Source organism: Bordetella genomosp. 12 (assembly GCF_002261355.1).
Classification (GTDB): Bacteria; Pseudomonadota; Gammaproteobacteria; order Burkholderiales; family Burkholderiaceae_B; genus Bordetella.
Genome location: NZ_NEVU01000003.1, coordinates 1,433,871 through 1,451,499 on the forward strand (window position 1 = coordinate 1,433,871; position 17,629 = coordinate 1,451,499).

The window sequence follows — 17,629 nt, forward strand, 5'->3', positions numbered from 1 at the left end:
CTTCATCAAGGTGAGTCAAGCGAAGCGGGCTTAGCGCGCTCATGGACGGTGCGTTATGGACAACATTGCTGGTGGAGGCCAAGACCCCGCCTGCCCTGACCCGCTGCTCCCTGCCCGGCACAAAAAAGGCCGGAGGTATCTCCGGCCGATCTTCACTCCGGCATGGCGAGCCGGCGCGTACTATTGTTCGTCCGCCTTCGCAGCGGCGGCAAGCCCCTCGGTGTCTTTGGCAACACCGCGGACGAACTGATTGAATGCATCGACGGACGTCGAAGGTTGCGCTTCCATCCCCAGGGTTCCCAACTTCTCTTTGACCTCCGGATCCTTGAGAACAGCCGTGGAGACCTCATAGAGCTGCTCGACGATCTTCGGGTCCATCCCGGCCGGGCCATACAGACCATGCCACACGACAAAATCGTACCCCGGCAATCCCGCCTCGGCAGAGGAAGGAATTCCCGGGAACAGCGCCGAAGGCGCGGCAGAGGTCAATCCCAACGCCTTGATACGGCCGGCAGTCACTAAAGGCATGACGGTCGGAGGCGTCGCAAAGCTGATGTCCACATCGCCCGCGATGGTGGCCATTGCTGCCGGATTACCGCCCTTGTAGGGCACGTTAAGCAGCTTCACGTTGGCCGCGCGCATGAACTCCACCGCAGCGAGATGATTCGACGAGCCCACCCCTGCGCTTCCATGGGTAACGCGTCCGGGCTCCGCTTTGGCTTTGGCAATCAGATCCGCAAAACTCTTGATCGGACTGCTGTTCGCAGCGACAACCACCATGGGAAAAGTGACTAGCTTGTTGATGTGGCTGAAGCTCTTGATCCCATCGTAGGCCACTCCAGGGTAGAGCACTTTATCCATCCCATGAAGATTCATCATGCCGATGTACAAGGTGTAGCCATCCGGCTTGGCGCGCGCGACATAGCTGCTGGCGATGGTCGTCGCCGCGCCTGGCCGGTTCTCCACAATAATCGTTTGGTTCAGCTTCTGGCCCATTTTTTCGGCCAGTATGCGTCCCAATCCGTCGGCAGATCCGCCCGGTGCGAAGGGAACGACAAGGGTGATCGGATGATCGGGCCACGGTGCGGCGCTGGCCAGGCCAGAGACCATCGATATCGAGGTCATGACCAGGATCTTCGCAAGATGGCGGAATCCAAAGGAAGGCTTGAATGTGGACATATGCTTTCTCTTAATGACTATCAATACATGTTCTGCGCGATAAAGCGCTGGCCCAGCGTTTCAATGATCTGCACCAGCGCCAGGTGGGTGGCTGCCGGAATGCCGTCGACATTTGCATCGACGCAGTTGTCTACGGAGTTGATCAGGCCAACGTCCACGCCACGACGAAGCAAATGCTCTTCGCGGCCGGGCGTATGGAGCATAGCGGGATTACGCAAGCGCGCGGCCAAGGCAGCCGCGATAGCCGTACACCCCCAATTGCTGCATGCGGCCGTCACCAGGACGTCACACGCGGAGACCGCGCCGATCTTGGCGCCGTGCTTGACATTGCGAGCCACCACATCCGCGATGAGCCCCATGCCTATTTCGTTGCCACCGTCACCGATACAAAGCGTGGGGATGCCTTTGGTTAAAGCCAGATCGAAGATGTGGTCGATACGCGAGCGTCCTTGGCCGTAATCGATGGCGCGCATGCTGTAGTAAATACCGTCTTTTGCGCGGCCCACGCGCTCGGCGGAAATGAGCAAATCCGGCTTGATTCGAGCCAGCAACGCTTCGGCTTCCTGGTCCGCATTGTCCGTGCGCACCGTGAATGTCTCGAAAGAAACAGTCGCGAGGCTGCCGTCTGCACTGGCCTTCTTCGCTTCGTCATAGGCAAGCACGCAAAAGCCCGCAGCGGTAAAGATCGCCTTCAGGCCATCGACGAGAGTCTCCTCACAAACCACAACGTTGTGCGTTCCCAAGCCCAAGGTCAAGGCGCGAGCGAGAATTGCGGTGCCTGCCGGCCCATCATTCTCGCCGACACGCGGAGAGATCCACGCGCGAGAAACCGAGCCCGTCGTATAGAGCACGGTCGCCCCTCGGGGCAGCTTGGCCAGCAACTCCGCAGCGGCCCCGACCGGCGAGTGACCGGAAAGCTTCTCACGGGAAGCGTCGAGCAAGGCTTCGACACCTCGCCCTCCAATATCAATGTTGCTAAGCTGATCCAACCGCCGATCGAAGGCCGCGAGTGCTGAAGGCTGATTCATTGCATATCCTTGCCCAGAATAAGTTGCGAGACGAGGCCCGGGTCGCTGACCAGAGGCGCCAAGGTATCCAACGAAGTTGAAAGCGCGTTGACCACCGTCGCCAGTCCACCAAGGCGAGCGATGCCGTCCGGAGTCGGACGTAGCCGCAGGGAGGCCTTTGCACCGGGTTGGCCGTGCGTATTCGTTGTAAGCACGCCGTGATCGCGCAGAAGAATGGCTCCCAGGGCCGAGGTCACTTCCGCCGGCACCAGGCTGGTGTCACCGGGTTGCAGGCCGGCGCGCTCCAGAACCATAGCGAAGACGTCGTCTTCAACGATGATTGGTCCCAGGTCGCTACGCTGCACCCGCTCTGCGCCGAATTCTTGTTCGAACAACTCGGTCAACTGCTGTCCCAGCCCGGCCTCCTCGCGAAGCCAGGCAGATTCGAAAATCCCCAACGATTCGGTGACCGCCGCGACGATCGGAGCCCGCGCTTCGCTGCCGAATTCGGCGGCTTTTGCGGCGACCCGTTGAACGAGCGCATCGAGGCCTACCAATAGACCCGCGCGCGGCCCTATCATCCCCGCCTTGTCGCAGTTGGTGATAACGAGGTGTGCCCCCATCACCAGCGCATGCGTACCGTTATGCAGGATCGGTCGAATGCGTGCGCCGTAGGCGTCGTCGACCAGGCAGATCGTCCCGGCGTCGACAGCCATCTTTACCATCCCGGCGATCACGTCCTCGTCGAGCCGATCCAAATTACTGGACACGGTTGTGATCAACGTCAACGCCGGTTGCTGAACTCGAATGGCATCGCCGAATTCCTCTACCGTGTCGCACTCCACGAGATCCACACGCGCGGCATAGCACCCGCGTGGCACGGATGCGTGCGATTTGCTTCCCTCAGGAACAGCGCTTACGACGGGACGCCCCCCAGATAAAGCGCCGATAGCCGCAATGAGGCCCCCACTGGTCCGATTAAAGAGTGCCGCGGAATGCCGGGGACGAGCGCCGCCGAGGTGGTTCACGCCGGCATCCTGGAAGGCCTCGTCGATCAGGCCGGGTCCGGTCCATTCATCACACAGAACAGGCATCCGCTCTGCCTGCATAGGGAACGCCCGAAGATTCCCCGTGAACACCCCGATGGACTCGCTTCCCATTTCCGTCAAACGCTGCGTCGCGATGCGTTGTCCGTGCACCAGCCGCTGCCGCTCCTCCACGCTGGATTTGAGTATGTTTCCGCGCGCATATCCTACGGTACGGTCCAAGGGGTTGCCGTAACGGTCGGCCGGGACCTTCTCACTCGTGTTCTTCGCCATAATCGCCACTTCAAGGACAAGATTGGGCAGAATTTACGGGCGCTCGCCGAAATTTAGAACGACAGTTTGGCTAACAAGGGCCGTAAGATAAACTTACGCTCCTATAAAGGTGCCAAACGGCTGAGGGAACGGCTCATGCTCAATCTGAATCGCCTGCGTCTTTTGCATGAGCTGGCTGCGCTCGGGTCGATTACCGCCGTCGCAAAATCGATGGGGTTGACGCGGCCAGCCATTTCCCAGCAACTGGCTTTGCTTGAGGAGGAAATCAAAGAACCCCTCCTGGACCGATCATCGCAGGGCGTGACTCTCACGCCTGCCGGAGAACGGCTGGCCTTACGCGCAGCCGAGGTTTTCAACCTCGTCGAGCAAATCGAAAGTGATCTCCAGTCTGAAAGCGACTTTCTCACTGGAGAGGTCCGGGTTTCCGCCTTTGGATCGTTGGCTACCGGATTGGCCCCGCACGCATTTAGACAACTGCGTGCCAAGCATCCGCACATCTCCCTGATCTTCAACGAGACGGAATCAAACGCCGGACTCCGGGCTGTCGCCGCGCGGGAGATCGATCTCGCGGTTATTGACGAGTGGGCCGACATCATGCGCCCGGCGCGAGCGCTGCATTTCGCTCAACTCGGTGAAGATCGGTTCATGCTTGTCGTCGCGAGCGACCACCCCCTGGCCGGCCGCCGCAACGTGCGCCTGCAGGAGCTGAGCCAGGAAAAATGGGTCATCAATCAGGCGGCGCCGGCGTATCGCACGCACTTGATACGAGCGTGCCAGGCCGCGGGTTTCACGCCTATCGAGGTTTGCAACTGCAGCAATACCCCCGCGACCATCGAGTTTGTGCGGCAGATGGGGATGGTGACGGTGATCCCGAAAATGGGTCTCGGCTGGGCGGAGCGCCTGGGCGGGATAGCGATGGTCGGACTCCAGCCCCCCATCCATCGGAAGATTCGTGTCGCCATGCTCCCCAATGCATTAGCCAGACCCGCCGTGAACGCGACGTTCCAAGCGCTGAAGGAAGCCGCCGAACACTGGCAAAAATCCGAGTCCCATCCGCCTCGCGACGTTTCTCCGGCCCCCTGAACTCGCCTTTGCCTGGGCTCATACAGCGGCCGCTTACCATCGCGAAACAGGGGGGATAGCCTGGACTTCGCCCGCGGCAGACAGCCACGGACATTTGATTTATCCAGTCCGTAATAGCGAACATGCCGCGCAAACCGCCCATCGTCTTCCCTCAAGAACACCGTCTCCCGTCCGCACTGGGAGAACGGCTGCGTCTGGCCCGCAAGCGACGCACGGCCGCCCGTGCCCAAGCGATCAAGCCGGCGCCAGCCGCAGACGACGAGGGCTCGACATAAGCGCGCATGACGTCGCTCACTCGTCTTCTACAAGTGGCGCTAAGCCGCGGCATAAACCTATCGCTGACCGCAACGATGCAGTACGCCCGCCCACCCGATTGGTGGACTGAAAATGCACTCGTGTGGAATGACTGCCGGTGGTCTTCCCGTACGTCAGCGGACTGAGCCGACTCGGAAGCCCCTGGAGATGCAAAAGCTTGATCCCTGACCGCCCGATCCTGAAATCTCGGAACAGCGGCGGAGTGGAGCGGGTGAAGGGAATCGAACCCTCGTATGCAGCTTGGGAAGCTGCCGTTCTACCATTGAACTACACCCGCCTCGGGAGGCTGGCGCCGGCCGGGCGCGGGGCCCGGTTCAACGCAGGCGCGAATTATAGCTTGCTTTGGGCGGCTGAGGTGGCGCCTCGGGCACCGCCCCGCACACCCGCGGTCAGGCTGACGCCGCTCACTCGACCCAGGGCGTTTGCGCCCAGATCTGGCGCAGGCGGGCGTCGTCGCCTTGGAGGCGCTGTTGCCACTGCGGCCCATCCACATAGTCCATTTCCGTGAACTGCTGCTTCATCTGAGCCTGGAACTCCGGATTGGCGGCGACCTTGCCCAGCGCCTGGCGCAGCCTGCTGGCGACCTCGGCAGGCAGCCCTTTGGGCGCAACGATGCCGCGCTCCGAGGCAAAGACCAGATTCACCCCCAGTTCCTTGAAGGTGGGCACGTCCGGCGCCAGGGGGGAGCGCTTATCGCTCGCCTGAGCCAGCACCCGCATGCTCTTGCCGCTATAGGGCATGACTTCGCCCAGGTTCAGCCCGCCGATGACGGTATGGCCGCCCAGCACGGCGCTACGCAGCGGCCCGGCGCCGTTATAGGGCACATGGTTCAGTTTGACGCCCGTCAGGGCCTGAAACAGCACCAACGCCAGATGATCGTCCGTGCCCACGCCGGTCGATCCATAGCTCACGACATTGGGTTGGGCTCGCGCGGCGGAAACCAGCGCATCCAGGGTCTCATAGGGACTGTCGCTGGCCACGCTGAAGGCGCTGGGATCGCGCACCAGGTTGGCCAGGTAGGTGAAGTCTTCACCGGTAAAGCCCGCCTTGCGTTCGATCGGCAGCGACACCAGTCCGGGCATGTTGGTCATGGCCAGCGTATAGCCGTCGGGCTTGGCGCGCGCCACATAGGACAGCGCGATGGCACTCGAGGCGCCCGGTTTGTTCTGAACCACCACGGTGGTGCCGAGCTCCTTTTCCAGAAAAACGGCCAAGGAGCGGGCCGTCAGATCCGTGCCGCCGCCCGGCGCGAAGCCAACGACGAGTTCGATGGGCCGGTCAGGCCAGGCCCAGACGGGCGCGGCCGCGCAAAGGCCCGCCACCGAGAGCGCGACGCGCGCCAGAATATTGCATGAGAATGCCATTATTGATTGTCTCCATACCTCAGGTTGTCAGGCCGGTCGGCCATCAAGAAAGGACGCCAGCCCGCTCGCGTGCCGCTAGGCTGCCGGGCCGGCCGCGCCCGTAGACAGCACCTTGCCCGGATTCATCAGCCCCTGCGGATCCAGCGCATGTTTGATCCGGCGCATCAGATCCATCTCCACCGCGCTTTTGTAGCGTTCGAGGTCGTCGACACGCCGCTGGCCGATGCCCTGTTCAGCGCTGATGGACCCGCCTGCCTGGTGCACACGGTCATGCACGAATCGCTGGATTGCGGTCTGCGAGGCCTCCGGCGGGGGCAGCAGGTTGTAATGGAGATTGCCGTCGCCCAGGTGGCCGAACACCCGCATCGCCACGCCAGGAAACGCGGCAGCCAGGGCCTGATCGGTGGCGATCACGAAGTCGGGAATCCGCGACGCCGGCAGGGAGATGTCGTGTTTCACGCAAGCCGGGGCCTGAGCGAGCGCGAGCGTAATGCTTTCGCGCAGATGCCAGAATGCGGCGCTTTGCGCGCCGGAGACCGACACCGCCACATCCTCGGCCTCGCCGGCTTCCAGCGCCGCCGTCAGCACGGCCTCCAGCCGCGCTTGCGCATGCTGTTCGTCCTCGCTGTCGGAGAGCTCCAGCAGCGCGCACCAGGCGTCATCGGCCAGGGTGGCGAAGGGCAGACGCTGCTGCGGAAACGCGCGCATCACATCGCGCAAACAATGCGCCGACATGACCTCGAAAGCCGTCAGCGCCGCACCGAAGCCGGCGCGGGCGCGCTGCAACAGGAGCAACGCCTGCGGCAGGCCCGGCACCACGATCAGGGCGGTGCGTTGGGCCGCCGCCAAGGGAAAGAGTTTGAGTACCGCGGCAGTGATAATGCCCAGCGTGCCCTCGCTGCCGATATACAAATCCCGCAGGTCGTAGCCGGTGTTGTCTTTGCGCAGGCCGCGCAGACCGTCCCATACTTCGCCTTGCGGTGTGACGACCTCCAGACCCAACGCAAGCTCGCGCGCGTTGCCATAGCGCAGCACCTGCGTGCCGCCGGCATTGGTAGCCAGGTTACCGCCTAGGGTGCAACTGCCTTGCGCCCCCAGAGAGAGCGGAAACAAGCGGCCCGCGCGGCGGGCGGCCTCTTGAACAGTCTGCAGCACGCATCCAGCCTCGACCGTCATGGTGTCATTGTCCAGGTCCACTGCCCGGATGCGGTTCATGCGCGCCATAGACAACACCACGGCCGAGGCACTGGTATCCGGCGTGGCGGCGGCGACCTGGCCGGTATTGCCGCCCTGCGGCACGATGGGGACTCCGGCGGCCGCGCACAAGCGGACCACCTGGACCACTTCGCGGGTATCGGCGGGCCGCAGCACCGCCAGAGCCCGGCCGGTAAGGGTGCGGCGCCAGTCGGTGAGGTAAGGTTCGGCGTCCGGGCCCGTCAGCACATTCGGCGCGCCCAGACAGGCGATGAGGTTCGTCAACAAGGTCGCCTGGCTCATGCCTGCATCTCCCTGGCGGCGACGGGCGTGAGCAAGGCTCCGGTGCGCAGAAAGCTATCCACATTGTCAAAGACCAGGTCCGCCATCGCGGCGCGCGTCTCGTGCGTGGCACTGCCCACATGCGGCATCAGCGACACCTGGTCCAGGTCGGCGAATTCCGCGGCATCGGTAGGCTCGCGCTCGAGCACATCCAGCCCCGCGCCGCCCAGCTCACCACTGCGCAGCGCGGCCAGGACCGCCGTCTGGTCCACCACGCTGCCGCGCGCGATATTCACCAGAATGCCTCGCGGCCCCAACGCGCGAATCACGGCGGCGTCCACCAGATGGCGCGTGGCTGCGCCGCCCACGCACGCCACGGCCAGGAAGTCGGCCCAGTCGGCCAGTTCCACCAGGGAGTGCGCATATCCATAGGGCGAATCCGGCCTCGGGCTGCGGTTGTGATAGCGCACCTGCATATCGAATCCAGTCGCGCGCCGGGCGATCGCCTCGCCGATGCGTCCCAGCCCAAGAATGCCCAGGCGCTTGCCCGACACCCGGGTCGTCACGGGAAACTGCCCCAGCGCGCGCCACTGACCGGTCTTCACATAGCGATCGCCGGCCGCCGTGCGCCGCGCGGCTGACAGCAAGAGCGCCCAGGCCAGGTCCGCCACGCAGTCGTCCAGCACATCGGGCGTGACACTGACGCCGATGCCGCGCCGTGCCGCCTCGTGCAAGTCCAGCGTGTCGTGCCCGACGCCCCAACTGCACACGGCCTTCAGATCCGGCAACGCATCAAACATGCCGCCAGTAAAGCCGTGGCGCACCGAAGTCACCGCAAGGCGAATCCCTGGCAACGCCGTGCCGAACGCGGCCAGCCCCCGGGGCTCGTGCCAGGTCTGCAGGACACGGCAGCGCTGCGCGAGCCGCGCATCGAAAGCCGGGCCCAGCGACGCCACCTGCACCACGTCGAAAGCGGCAGTCACGCATGTTCTCCCGCGCGGGCCGGAATATAGTTGGCCGCGGCGGCAGCCTGCGCGAAGGACAGACCGTCGCGTATGCCCTGCTCCACTCGCTCATCGACCGCCAAGGCTTCCTGCGCCGCGGCCAGCACGTCCTGCAGGCGCGCGCGCGGTACGACGACCAGCCCCGTGTCGTCGCCGACCACGAGGTCGCCCTCGGCCACCTGCGCACCGCCTATCGTCACCGGCTCACCCATCGCCTGCAGCCGCAGCCGCGTCTTGCCGGTCAGCGGCGTGACGTGACGGCTGGCCAGCCACAGGCCCGTGGCCTGGATTTCGTCGACATCGCGGCAGGCGCCGTCGATGACCACCGCGGTCGCCTGGCGCTTGGACGCCGCCATCGACGCAATGCCGCCGAACGTGGAGATACACGTCCCCCCGGCGTCCACCATCAACACCCGCCCCGGGCCAGTCGCGGCCACGAGGCGGCCCACGGCGAAGTCGCTACGGTCGAAGTCCCCCAACCCGCCCCAGACGTGGCGCGCCGTGACGGCAAAGCCCGCCATGCGTCCTTGCCCCCCGCGACGCGTGATCCCCTGGACCACTCCCGCGATGCCCAGCGTGTCCATGGCGTCGGCCCAGGTACTGGTTCCGATAAGGGCGCAGCGCGCCAAGAGATCTTGCTCGGAATGACTCATTTTGCATTGACTCCGTCGGAATGGTTGTGTGGCCGGTCAGTCGATCTGCGCCCCCGAGAGCTTCACGCCCTCGGCCCAACGCTTCGCTTCTTCATTGATGAATGCCTGAAACGCCTGAGGCGAACTGTTGTTCACGTCGCCTCCCATCTCTTGCAGTTTCTTGGTCATCTCGGGCGTGGCCACGATCTTGGAGACATCCCGATAGATCTTCTGGCGCTGCTCGGCAGGCATGCTCGATGGCGCGAACAGGCCGAACCAGGTCGCGGCCTCGAAGTCCTTCATTCCGGCCTCGGCCATCGTCGGCACCTGCGCGATGGCGTCGACACGGCGCGGATGCGCCAGCGCAATCGCGTTGAGCTTGCCGGCCTGAATGTGCGGCAGGGCCGCCGACAGCGTGACGAATGCCATCTGCACCTGACCGCCGATCAAATCCGTCAGCATCGGCGCGTCACCGCGATACGGCACATGCACCAGTTTCAGTCCGGCCCGGGCCTTGAACAGCTCGCCAGTCAGATGCTGCGGCGTGCCGTTGCCGGTGGAGGCCATGCTCAAGCCATCGGGGGCCGCTTTGGCATAAGCGATCAGCTCGTCTAGATTCTTGACCGGCAAGGAGGGCGCGGTCACCAGCACCAGCGGGATGGTGGCGGTCAGCGTCAGCGGCGCAAAGTCCTTCAAGGGGTCATAGTTCAGTTTTTTGTAGAGACTGGCGCTGATGGTGTGGGCCGCCGTGGTCATATATAGCGTGTAACCATCACCGGGAGAACGGGCCACCGCCTCGGCGGCCACCGTCGTGCCGGCGCCGGGCCGGTTGTTGATAATGACCTGCTGCCCCCATACCGCCGGCAGCTTCTCCGCGATCAGCCGCGCGATGACATCCGTGGCGCCGCCGGGGGGATACGGCACGATCAACGTCACCGGCTTGTCCGGATAGCCTGCCGCCCCCGCCGCGCCTGCACCGAAAATCAGCCCGATCGCGGCCAACATGCCTGCCATGCACTTGCGCTTATTCATTGCTCTGTCTCCTGTGGATGTTTTTCTGCTCTGACTACTGAAGGACGTAATCGGCCCCGCTGCGCGCGCAGATCTCACGGATATGCGCGTCCAGCCGGGCCGGGATCGGTATGCCCTCGCGCAGCCGCTGCTCGCGCGTGGCCATCTCGGGTTCGCCGGCCACCATCACGGGTTCGTCGGGGTCGGCCGGCGGGGTGGCATGCATCGTGTCGATGACGGCGTCCAGATCGCTCTCGAACTCTCCCTCGTCTCGAAATGCATCCGGATCGATGGCCATGAAGAAATGGCCGATGTTGTCGGGGTCGCCCGGCTTCTGCGTGCGATTCCGAATCGGGGAGAACGATGCGCCGGTCAAGGTGCCGCCCAATATGTGCACCATCATCGCCAGGCCATAGCCCTTGTGGCTGCCCAGTTCCAATGAGCCGCCCAAGGGTGTCAACCCTCCCTCGGGCTGCCTGAACACGTAGTCCATGCCCGCCTGAGGATCGATGACCGGCTGGCCCGCCGGATCCACCACCCAGCCTGCGGGCATGGATGTGTCGTTGAGCTGATAGACCTTGACCTTGTTGGCGGCCACGGTGGTCGTCGACATATCCAGCACGAAGGCCGGGTTGCGGCCCGCGGGCGCCGCGAACGCCAAGGGATTGGTGCCCAGCACGGGGGCCGCTCCGCGAGGCGGCACCATCGTCATCCCTCGCGTGGCGGTGGTCACCAGGCCCACGAGCCCGCGCGCACTGGCCATGCGCGCATACAGGCCCGCCGCGCCGAAATGATGCGAGTTCCGCACGCCCACCACGCCCACGCCGTGCTCCAACGCCTTGTCGGCGGCCAGTGTCATGGCCATGGCCGACACCGGATGGCCCAGCCCGGCGCCCCCGTCCAACAGGGCCGTACAGCCGCGATCGCGCACGACGCGCGGCCGGGACTGCAAAGACAGCATGCCGGTGTTGCGCATGTCCTCGTACATCATCAGCATGGATACCCCGTGCGAATCCACGCCCAGCAAGTCCGTTTCGACCATGATGTCTGCGGCGGTCTGCGCCAGATCCGGCGCCATGCCCCAGGCATCGAGAATGACCAGTATCTGACGCTTTACTTTCCCGGCGTCCACAGTGATTGCGCTCATTGCCCCCCTCCCGCCCTGTTCGGCTGTCAAATTTCCGGCGTCGCGTTATTGCTTCTTCTGGCCCGCGGCGGCCAGAAGCTCGCCCCACAGCACCGTCTGCGACGCAACGTAGTCGTTGAACGCTTGGGGCGTACGCGGCGCGGCTTGCTGGCCCTGCTTGGCAAAGAAGGCCGTCGCCTCCTCGCTTTGCAAGGCCTGCACGAAAGCCTGATTCAAACGCGCGACCACGGGCGCGGGGGTCGCGGCCGGCGCGAACAACCCACCCCAGGCCACGAACTCGTAGTCGGGCAGACCGGATTGCGCCAGCGTGGGCGTGTCCGGCAAGGAGGCAACACGCTCGCGCGGCGTGACCGCCAGCGCGCGCAACTTGCCGGCATCGATGTAGGGGCGCGTCACGGAGATATCCGTGATCATGAAGTCCAACCGCCCGGCCAGCAGGTCCGTGATGGCTTGCGGCGTGCCTGCATAGGGGACGTCCACCGCCTGGATGTCCGCCATGCTTTTGAGCATCTGCGCGGCGGCCAGGCTGCCGGTGTTCCCGGTGCCGTAGTTGAGCTTGCCCGGATTCGCCTTGGCATAGGCAATGAGCTGCGCCACATCCTGCACCGGCAGGTCCGGCCGCACGACCAGCACCAAGGGGTTCATGGTGAATTGGGTGATCGCGGCGAAATCGTGCTCGGGGTCGTAGGCCAGCTTTTTGAACAGGTGTACGTTGGCCGATTGCGTGGAGTTGGTGCCCACCAACAGCGTGTAGCCGTCCGGCGCGGCGCGGCTGACTTCCGAGGCCGCAATACTGCCCTGGGCCCCGGCCTTGTTCTCGACGATCACGCTTTGGCCCAAGGCTCTGCCGACGCGCTCACCCAGGAAGCGGGCCATGGCGTCGGTGGTGCTGCCCGCGGGAAATGGCACGACCAGACGAATGGGCCGCGCCGGGTAGTCCTCCGCGGCGCCTGCCGGCGCCGCCAGACCCACGGCCAGGCTCGCCGCCAGAAACAGGGATGCAATTTTCATAATGTTGTCTCCTCGTGGGCGCATCGGGTCCGCGTTCGAGGTGGCGGACCTGCGATGCTTTTCACTGTCCTGCCCCGGCGCTCTGCGGCGCCGTGTGGCGAATCGCTCTGGCCTGTCTGCTGCGCTAAGCGCTCTCCTGCGCCTCACGCCATGCCAGCAACCGGGAAACGCCCTCGGCCATGCTGACCTTGGGTTGCCAGCCGATTTTCTGACCCGCAAGGTCGTGGGGAATATGGAAAGCGCCGCCAGAGGTCAGGCGCACGGTGCCCGGCGGGTCCGGCTTGATCTCGGGCTGCAGATCGCTTTTGCAGTAATCGAGAACCAGCCGCACCAACTCGCCTGTCGTGATGGGCGCCGGGCCCGACACATTCACGGCCACGTCGGTCGCGTTGCTTTGAAAGGCCGCCACGTTGGCGCGCGCCACGTCTGACACGTGGACAAAGTGTTTGGTATCCGTGCCATCGCCGGGCAGCACCGGGCGTTCCCCTTTGCGCACCCGGTCATAGGTTTCCATGATGTAGAGCGAATTGGCCGCGCGGTAATGCTGACGCTCGCCGTATACGGTGGAATACCGCAACACCACGTAATCCAGACCCGCCTTCTGGTAGTACTGACGGCAGAGCTGTTCACCCATGATCTTGGATGCGCCATACAGGATGGCGGCGGGCGGCGCCCCCACGGAATGGAAGGGTCCGTTTTCCACCAAAGCCCCCGCGATGCCCGTGCCGTAACCGTAGACCGCATTGGAGGAAGCAAAGACGATCTTCTTGACCTTGTTGGCGCGGCAGGCTTCCAGCATGTTTTGTGCGCCACGGATGTTCACATCCACCGCCTGCCAGGGCGTCTGCGCGAAGCCCAGCGTCATATAGGCGGCCAGGTGCAGCACCCCGTCCACGCCTTCGGTAGCGGCCAACAGGTCAGGCAGGCGCATCAGATCGCCACGCACCACTTTGACGCGCGGGTTGTCCTTGAGATGCGCAATCGCCTCGGGGGTGCCGAAAGCGAAATTGTCCAATAGCACCACCTCTCTGACGCCAGCCGCCAGCAGGGCGTCGGCGGTGTGGGAGCCCACCAGGCTGGCGGCGCCGGCGATCAGGATACGGGAGTCGGCCAGCGACAGCGCAATGCCTTTCTTTTCAGTCGTCATAGATGTTCAAAGTCCCAAGGGTTTGTCGTGCATGCCCCAATACAGGCTCTTGACCTGGCTATACAGGCGCAGGCCGTGCAGGCCTTTCTCGCGCCCGATGCCGCTGGCCTTGAAGCCGCCGAATGGCGTGGCGATGTGCGATTGCTTATAGGTGTTGATCCAGATCGAACCGGCTTCGATTTCGCGGGCCACGCGCCAGGCGCGCGCATAGTCGCCCGTCCACATGCCCGCAGCCAGACCGAAGGCGGTGTCGTTGGCTTGGCCGACGACATCCTCCTCATCCTCGAAGGGCAAGGCCACGAGCACGGGGCCGAATATTTCTTCCTGGCAGACGCGCGCGCCGTTGCCCAAGCCATCGATCACCGTGGGCAGATAAAACCAGCCGTTGGCCAGTTCTTGCTGGGCGGGCGGCGCTCCGCCGACCAGCACGCGGCCGCCTTCGGCGCGCCCGATATCGACGTAGCCGGCGACCTTGTCACGATGCGCCCGCGAAACGAGCGGTCCCATCTGGGTGGCGGGATCGTCGGGCAGACCGACCCGGATCTGCCGCGTGCGCTCCACCAGCGCATCCATGAAGCGCCCATAGATGGACTTCTGCACGAACAGCCTGGAACCGGCCACGCAACTCTGCCCGGCCGAACCGAAAATGCCCGATACGACCCCGGCCACCGCACGCTCCAGGTCGGCGTCCTCGAACACCATATGCGGCGACTTTCCGCCCAGTTCCAGGCCGACCGGAATCAGGCGCTGGCCAGCAATACCGCCGATCGCGCGCCCGGTTTCAGTGCCGCCCGTAAACGACACCATCCGCACCCCGGGATGCCGTACCAGCGCCGCGCCCACGTCCTCGCCATAACCGGGCAGCACCGTCAGCAGCCCTTCCGGAAGGCCCGCCTCCGTGCAGATGCGTGCCAGCTCCAGCGCCAGTTGCGGTGTTTCCTCGGAAGGCTTGATCAGCACCGCATTCCCCGCGGCCAGGGCGGGCGCGGCTTTCTGCGCCTCATTCATGATGGGCGAGTTCCACGGCGTAATGGCGGCAATGACGCCGAAGGGCTCGGCCAGCGCCATCGAAAAGTACTCTCCCCGGGGCGAGGTCATTTCGTTCTGCCAGGTCTCGCACACCGCGGCGTAATACCGGAAATGCCCGGCCGCGCTGTCGACCATGTTCAGGCACTCCTTCCACGGCTTACCGCTGTCGAGCATCTGCAGGCGGGCCAGGGGTTCGCGCTCGGCGGACAGGCGGCGCCCGATCTCGTACAGCGTGGCGGCGCGCTGATCCGGACGCAGCTTGCGCCAGGGCTTGTGCCGGTAGGCTTCCCAGGCAATGCCGACCGCCGTATCCACGTCCTCTGGCAGGGCGCGGGTGACGATGCCGGCGATGCTGCCATCGGCCGGGTTGATGGAGGTAATGACGGCGTCGCCGTCGTGGCTCAGGCGCCAGTTGGCGCCCAGCCGGAAGGGCTTGTTGCTTGGTGCGTCCATAACGTCTCGGAATCCGGAAGGGCTTCGACAGACGTCATCATCGGGCGGCCAATTATTAGATACAAATAGATATTTATCTAATATTCTTAGTCTATGGCTATCAATATCAAATACCGGCCGCTCAAGGCCTTCCTGCTGGCGGTGGATACCGGCTCCTTCACGCACGCAGCCAACCATCTCGGCGTGACGCAACCGTCTTTCACGGCATTGATTCAGGACCTGGAAGAAGTCCTGGGCCTGCGTCTCTTCGAGCGCACCACGCGCAGCATCAGCCTGACCTCGGCCGGCCAGGATTTCTACGCGCGCGTGCAACGCCCCATCGCCGACCTGGAAGAGGCCTATCGCAGCCTCGCAGACCTGGCCGCCGTGCGGCGCGGCAACGTGGCGCTCGGGGCCTTGCCCTCGACCGCGCTCAGCCTGCTGCCTGCCGCGACCGGCACCCTGCGCCTGGCGCATCCGGCGCTCAAGGTGCGCGTGGTCGAAGCGCACAACGACGAGCTGGTGACGCTGCTGCGCACCAACCAGATCGAATTCGCGGTGGCCGCGCAGGCCGAACCCATGCCCGATCTGACCTTCACCCCCCTGGGCGAAGACTGCTTCTGCGCGGTGTATCCGGCCGGCCATCCGCTCGATGACGAGTCCGGCACGCTGCATTGGCGCGACGTATTGCGGTACGACCTGATTCTGCTGTCACAAGGCTCCAACGCGCGCCAGCAATTCGACCGCGCCGTGCGCGACGAGGTCGACGCGCCAGCCACCGCCTTGCGCTATGACGTCACGCATATGGGCACCGCCGCTGGCATGGTGCGGCAGGGCTTAGGGGTGAGCGTGCTGCCGCGCCTGGCGCTGCCCGAGCTCAATCTGTCGGGGCTGCGCTGCACCCCGCTCGGCGATGCCTCCGCGCGCCGCTATATCGGGCTGCTCCACCGCCGCGACCGTTCCCTGTCGCCGGCGGCCCAGGCGTTGATTGCGCAGCTGGGTAAGGCGATGGCTGCCATACAGCCGCGCCTGCTGCCGCTGCCGGCGCTACCGCCCGCCGGATGAGGCTGCCTCGCGGCAGACGCCCCCCTCAATCCGCGCGTTCCGAAATCTCGATCAGGTTCAGGTCCGGGTCGCGCAGGTAGATGGAGCGCAGGGCGTGCACGGCGCCGGTGCGGCGCACCGGGCCTTCGATGATGGTGGCGCCCTTGGCCGAGAGCTGGGCGATGACGTCATCGAGCGGGATGGCGGCGATAAAGCACAGGTCCAACGCGCCCGGGACGGGCAGATGCGCCTTGGGCTCGAACTCACTACCCTTGATGTGCAGGTTGATTTTCTGGTTGCCGAACCGGAAGGCTTTGCGGCCCTGGCCAAAGCGCTCCAGGGTCATGCCCAGCAGCCCGACGTAGAAATCCACGCAGGCGGTTTCGTTGGCGGTGGTCAGGACGAGGTGGTCGAGATGATCGATCATGAGGCGCTACCGGTGGTGGGTCCGCCACGATGGTAGCGCCTGGCCGGCGTGCCGGCCACCGGCTACGCCGGCTTGACGAAATGCTCGCGCACGATGGCCAGGGTGCGCTCGGCCAGGGGCGAGCCGTGGCGGGCCGGCCAGATGAGCTGGCTGCGCGAACGCGCCTCATGATCGAAGTGGAGAAAGCGCGTGCCGGCCAGACGGCTGCGCGCCATGCAGGCCGGCACGATGGATACGCCCAGGCCTTGGGAGACCAGGGAACACACGCTCAACCAGTGCCTGACCTCATGGCGCACGGCCGGATGAAACCCCGCCGCCACGCACAACGACAGCACGGTCTCGTGATAGCTGGGCGACGCTTCGCGCGCGAAAAAAATGAAGTCGTCGTCGACCAGTTCGCGCAGCTCGAGCTTGCGCCGCGCCGCCAGCGGATGCCCCTGCGGCAGGCAGACCACGAAGGGCTCGGCCATGAGGTCCAGGCTGCAGACTTCGGGCGGCAGGGGGTTGGCATGAACGAAGCCCAGGTCGAGTTCGCCGCGCTGGATGGCCTCGATCTGGTCGTGCGAATTGCGCTCCTGCAAAACTTGTTCGACCCCGGGCAGTTGCAGCCGCAACTGGGCCAGCACGTCGGGCAGGCCCCGGTACAGCATGGAGCCCACGAAGCCGATGCGGCAACGCCCCTGCAAGCCCGCATCGACGCGCTGCACCAGCAGGCTGATCTCTTCCGACTGGCGCAGCAGCGCCTGGGCCTGGCCGTAGAGCACCTGCCCGGCCGGTGTCAGCGCCACATGCCGGCTATTGCGCTCGAGCAGACGCACGCCCATTTGCTCCTCGAGCTGGCGGATGGCGTACGACAGCGGCGGCTGCGAAATATGCAGGCGCCGCGCGGCCCGGCCGAAGTGGCGCTCTTCGGCCACGGCGATGAAGTAACGCAGCAGGCGCAGTTCCATAAGTCTCCGTCGATATTCTTTTTGTATTGATTGACATTAAAACAGTATTTGT

General features: G+C 64.7%; 16 protein-coding genes and 1 tRNA gene. 2 read left to right on the forward strand and 15 right to left on the reverse strand.

Features of this window, described 5'->3' with window-relative positions; translation table 11 throughout:
- Positions 1–180: 180 nt before the first annotated feature.
- Genes CAL22_RS18675 through CAL22_RS18685 form a run of 3 tightly spaced genes read right to left on the reverse strand, consistent with a single transcriptional unit; the run spans position 181 to position 3,505 of the window.
- Positions 181–1,179 (reverse strand): Bug family tripartite tricarboxylate transporter substrate binding protein, encoded by a 999-nt coding sequence (locus CAL22_RS18675; protein ID WP_094815725.1) that lies wholly within the window; start codon positions 1,177–1,179, stop codon positions 181–183.
- A gap of 20 nt (positions 1,180–1,199) precedes the next feature.
- Positions 1,200–2,207 carry a glutamate cyclase domain-containing protein gene (locus CAL22_RS18680; RefSeq protein WP_094815726.1) on the reverse strand — a complete coding sequence of 336 codons (1,008 nt, stop codon included), beginning with the start codon at positions 2,205–2,207 and terminating at the stop codon, positions 1,200–1,202.
- The gene (locus CAL22_RS18685) at positions 2,204–3,505 is read right to left on the reverse strand and encodes a selenocysteine synthase (RefSeq protein ID WP_094815727.1); all 1,302 of its coding nucleotides are present in this window, start codon (positions 3,503–3,505) and stop codon (positions 2,204–2,206) included. Before CAL22_RS18685 ends, CAL22_RS18680 begins: the two co-directional genes overlap by 4 nt.
- Positions 3,506–3,640: 135 nt before the next feature.
- Here CAL22_RS18685 and CAL22_RS18690 point away from each other — a divergent pair, with 135 nt between their 5' ends.
- Positions 3,641–4,588 (forward strand): LysR family transcriptional regulator, encoded by a 948-nt coding sequence (locus CAL22_RS18690; protein ID WP_167383687.1) that lies wholly within the window; start codon positions 3,641–3,643, stop codon positions 4,586–4,588.
- Between the two features lie 518 nt (positions 4,589–5,106).
- On the opposite strand, the gene CAL22_RS18700 is transcribed toward CAL22_RS18690, so the two are convergent.
- From CAL22_RS18700 to CAL22_RS18745, 10 genes are all read right to left on the reverse strand, one after another.
- A tRNA-Gly gene (locus CAL22_RS18700) sits at positions 5,107–5,180 on the reverse strand.
- A gap of 127 nt (positions 5,181–5,307) precedes the next feature.
- Complete coding sequence (locus CAL22_RS18705; protein ID WP_094815728.1) at positions 5,308–6,267, reverse strand: tripartite tricarboxylate transporter substrate binding protein; 960 nt, start codon at positions 6,265–6,267, stop codon at positions 5,308–5,310.
- 75 nt (positions 6,268–6,342) lie between these two features.
- Entirely contained in the window at positions 6,343–7,764 is a 1,422-nt protein-coding gene (locus CAL22_RS18710; protein ID WP_094815729.1) for an FAD-binding oxidoreductase, read from the reverse strand.
- Positions 7,761–8,726 carry a 2-hydroxyacid dehydrogenase gene (locus CAL22_RS18715; protein WP_094815730.1) on the reverse strand — a complete coding sequence of 322 codons (966 nt, stop codon included), beginning with the start codon at positions 8,724–8,726 and terminating at the stop codon, positions 7,761–7,763. Before CAL22_RS18715 ends, CAL22_RS18710 begins: the two co-directional genes overlap by 4 nt.
- Positions 8,723–9,400: an RraA family protein gene (locus CAL22_RS18720; protein WP_094815731.1), complete on the reverse strand. Its 678-nt coding sequence runs from the start codon at positions 9,398–9,400 to the stop codon at positions 8,723–8,725. Before CAL22_RS18720 ends, CAL22_RS18715 begins: the two co-directional genes overlap by 4 nt.
- Positions 9,401–9,436: 36 nt before the next feature.
- Positions 9,437–10,411, reverse strand: coding sequence for a tripartite tricarboxylate transporter substrate binding protein (locus CAL22_RS18725; protein WP_094815732.1), 975 nt, complete (start codon positions 10,409–10,411; stop codon positions 9,437–9,439).
- A gap of 34 nt (positions 10,412–10,445) precedes the next feature.
- Positions 10,446–11,537 (reverse strand): Ldh family oxidoreductase, encoded by a 1,092-nt coding sequence (locus tag CAL22_RS18730; RefSeq protein WP_094815733.1) that lies wholly within the window; start codon positions 11,535–11,537, stop codon positions 10,446–10,448.
- A 45-nt stretch (positions 11,538–11,582) separates the two neighbouring features.
- The gene (locus CAL22_RS18735; RefSeq protein ID WP_167383688.1) at positions 11,583–12,548 is read right to left on the reverse strand and encodes a Bug family tripartite tricarboxylate transporter substrate binding protein; all 966 of its coding nucleotides are present in this window, start codon (positions 12,546–12,548) and stop codon (positions 11,583–11,585) included.
- Between the two features lie 124 nt (positions 12,549–12,672).
- Positions 12,673–13,695: an NAD-dependent epimerase/dehydratase family protein gene (locus CAL22_RS18740; protein ID WP_094815735.1), complete on the reverse strand. Its 1,023-nt coding sequence runs from the start codon at positions 13,693–13,695 to the stop codon at positions 12,673–12,675.
- A 6-nt stretch (positions 13,696–13,701) separates the two neighbouring features.
- Positions 13,702–15,177 (reverse strand): aldehyde dehydrogenase, encoded by a 1,476-nt coding sequence (locus CAL22_RS18745; RefSeq protein ID WP_094815736.1) that lies wholly within the window; start codon positions 15,175–15,177, stop codon positions 13,702–13,704.
- A 93-nt stretch (positions 15,178–15,270) separates the two neighbouring features.
- Here CAL22_RS18745 and CAL22_RS18750 point away from each other — a divergent pair, with 93 nt between their 5' ends.
- Entirely contained in the window at positions 15,271–16,221 is a 951-nt protein-coding gene (locus CAL22_RS18750; protein WP_094815738.1) for a LysR family transcriptional regulator, read from the forward strand.
- A 25-nt stretch (positions 16,222–16,246) separates the two neighbouring features.
- Here the strand turns inward: CAL22_RS18750 and CAL22_RS18755 are convergent, their stop codons facing one another.
- Both CAL22_RS18755 and CAL22_RS18760 read right to left on the reverse strand, forming a co-directional pair.
- Positions 16,247–16,627 (reverse strand): VOC family protein, encoded by a 381-nt coding sequence (locus CAL22_RS18755; RefSeq protein WP_094815740.1) that lies wholly within the window; start codon positions 16,625–16,627, stop codon positions 16,247–16,249.
- Positions 16,628–16,689: 62 nt separating this feature from the next.
- Positions 16,690–17,577 (reverse strand): LysR family transcriptional regulator, encoded by an 888-nt coding sequence (locus CAL22_RS18760; RefSeq protein ID WP_094815742.1) that lies wholly within the window; start codon positions 17,575–17,577, stop codon positions 16,690–16,692.
- Positions 17,578–17,629 lie beyond the last annotated feature (52 nt).

Bases quoted from the DNA above. Each gene is read 5' to 3' on its own strand.
- CAL22_RS18675 (WP_094815725.1), bottom strand. From the start codon at position 1,179: ATGTCCACATTCAAGCCTTCCTTTGGATTCCGCCATCTTGCGAAGATC.
- CAL22_RS18680 (WP_094815726.1), bottom strand. From the start codon at position 2,207: ATGAATCAGCCTTCAGCACTCGCGGCCTTCGATCGGCGGTTGGATCAG.
- CAL22_RS18685 (WP_094815727.1), bottom strand. From the start codon at position 3,505: ATGGCGAAGAACACGAGTGAGAAGGTCCCGGCCGACCGTTACGGCAAC.
- CAL22_RS18690 (WP_167383687.1), top strand. From the start codon at position 3,641: ATGCTCAATCTGAATCGCCTGCGTCTTTTGCATGAGCTGGCTGCGCTC.
- CAL22_RS18705 (WP_094815728.1), bottom strand. From the start codon at position 6,267: ATGGCATTCTCATGCAATATTCTGGCGCGCGTCGCGCTCTCGGTGGCG.
- CAL22_RS18710 (WP_094815729.1), bottom strand. From the start codon at position 7,764: ATGAGCCAGGCGACCTTGTTGACGAACCTCATCGCCTGTCTGGGCGCG.
- CAL22_RS18720 (WP_094815731.1), bottom strand. From the start codon at position 9,400: ATGAGTCATTCCGAGCAAGATCTCTTGGCGCGCTGCGCCCTTATCGGA.
- CAL22_RS18725 (WP_094815732.1), bottom strand. From the start codon at position 10,411: ATGAATAAGCGCAAGTGCATGGCAGGCATGTTGGCCGCGATCGGGCTG.
- CAL22_RS18730 (WP_094815733.1), bottom strand. From the start codon at position 11,537: ATGAGCGCAATCACTGTGGACGCCGGGAAAGTAAAGCGTCAGATACTG.
- CAL22_RS18735 (WP_167383688.1), bottom strand. From the start codon at position 12,548: ATGAAAATTGCATCCCTGTTTCTGGCGGCGAGCCTGGCCGTGGGTCTG.
- CAL22_RS18740 (WP_094815735.1), bottom strand. From the start codon at position 13,695: ATGACGACTGAAAAGAAAGGCATTGCGCTGTCGCTGGCCGACTCCCGT.
- CAL22_RS18745 (WP_094815736.1), bottom strand. From the start codon at position 15,177: ATGGACGCACCAAGCAACAAGCCCTTCCGGCTGGGCGCCAACTGGCGC.
- CAL22_RS18750 (WP_094815738.1), top strand. From the start codon at position 15,271: ATGGCTATCAATATCAAATACCGGCCGCTCAAGGCCTTCCTGCTGGCG.
- CAL22_RS18755 (WP_094815740.1), bottom strand. From the start codon at position 16,627: ATGATCGATCATCTCGACCACCTCGTCCTGACCACCGCCAACGAAACC.
- CAL22_RS18760 (WP_094815742.1), bottom strand. From the start codon at position 17,577: ATGGAACTGCGCCTGCTGCGTTACTTCATCGCCGTGGCCGAAGAGCGC.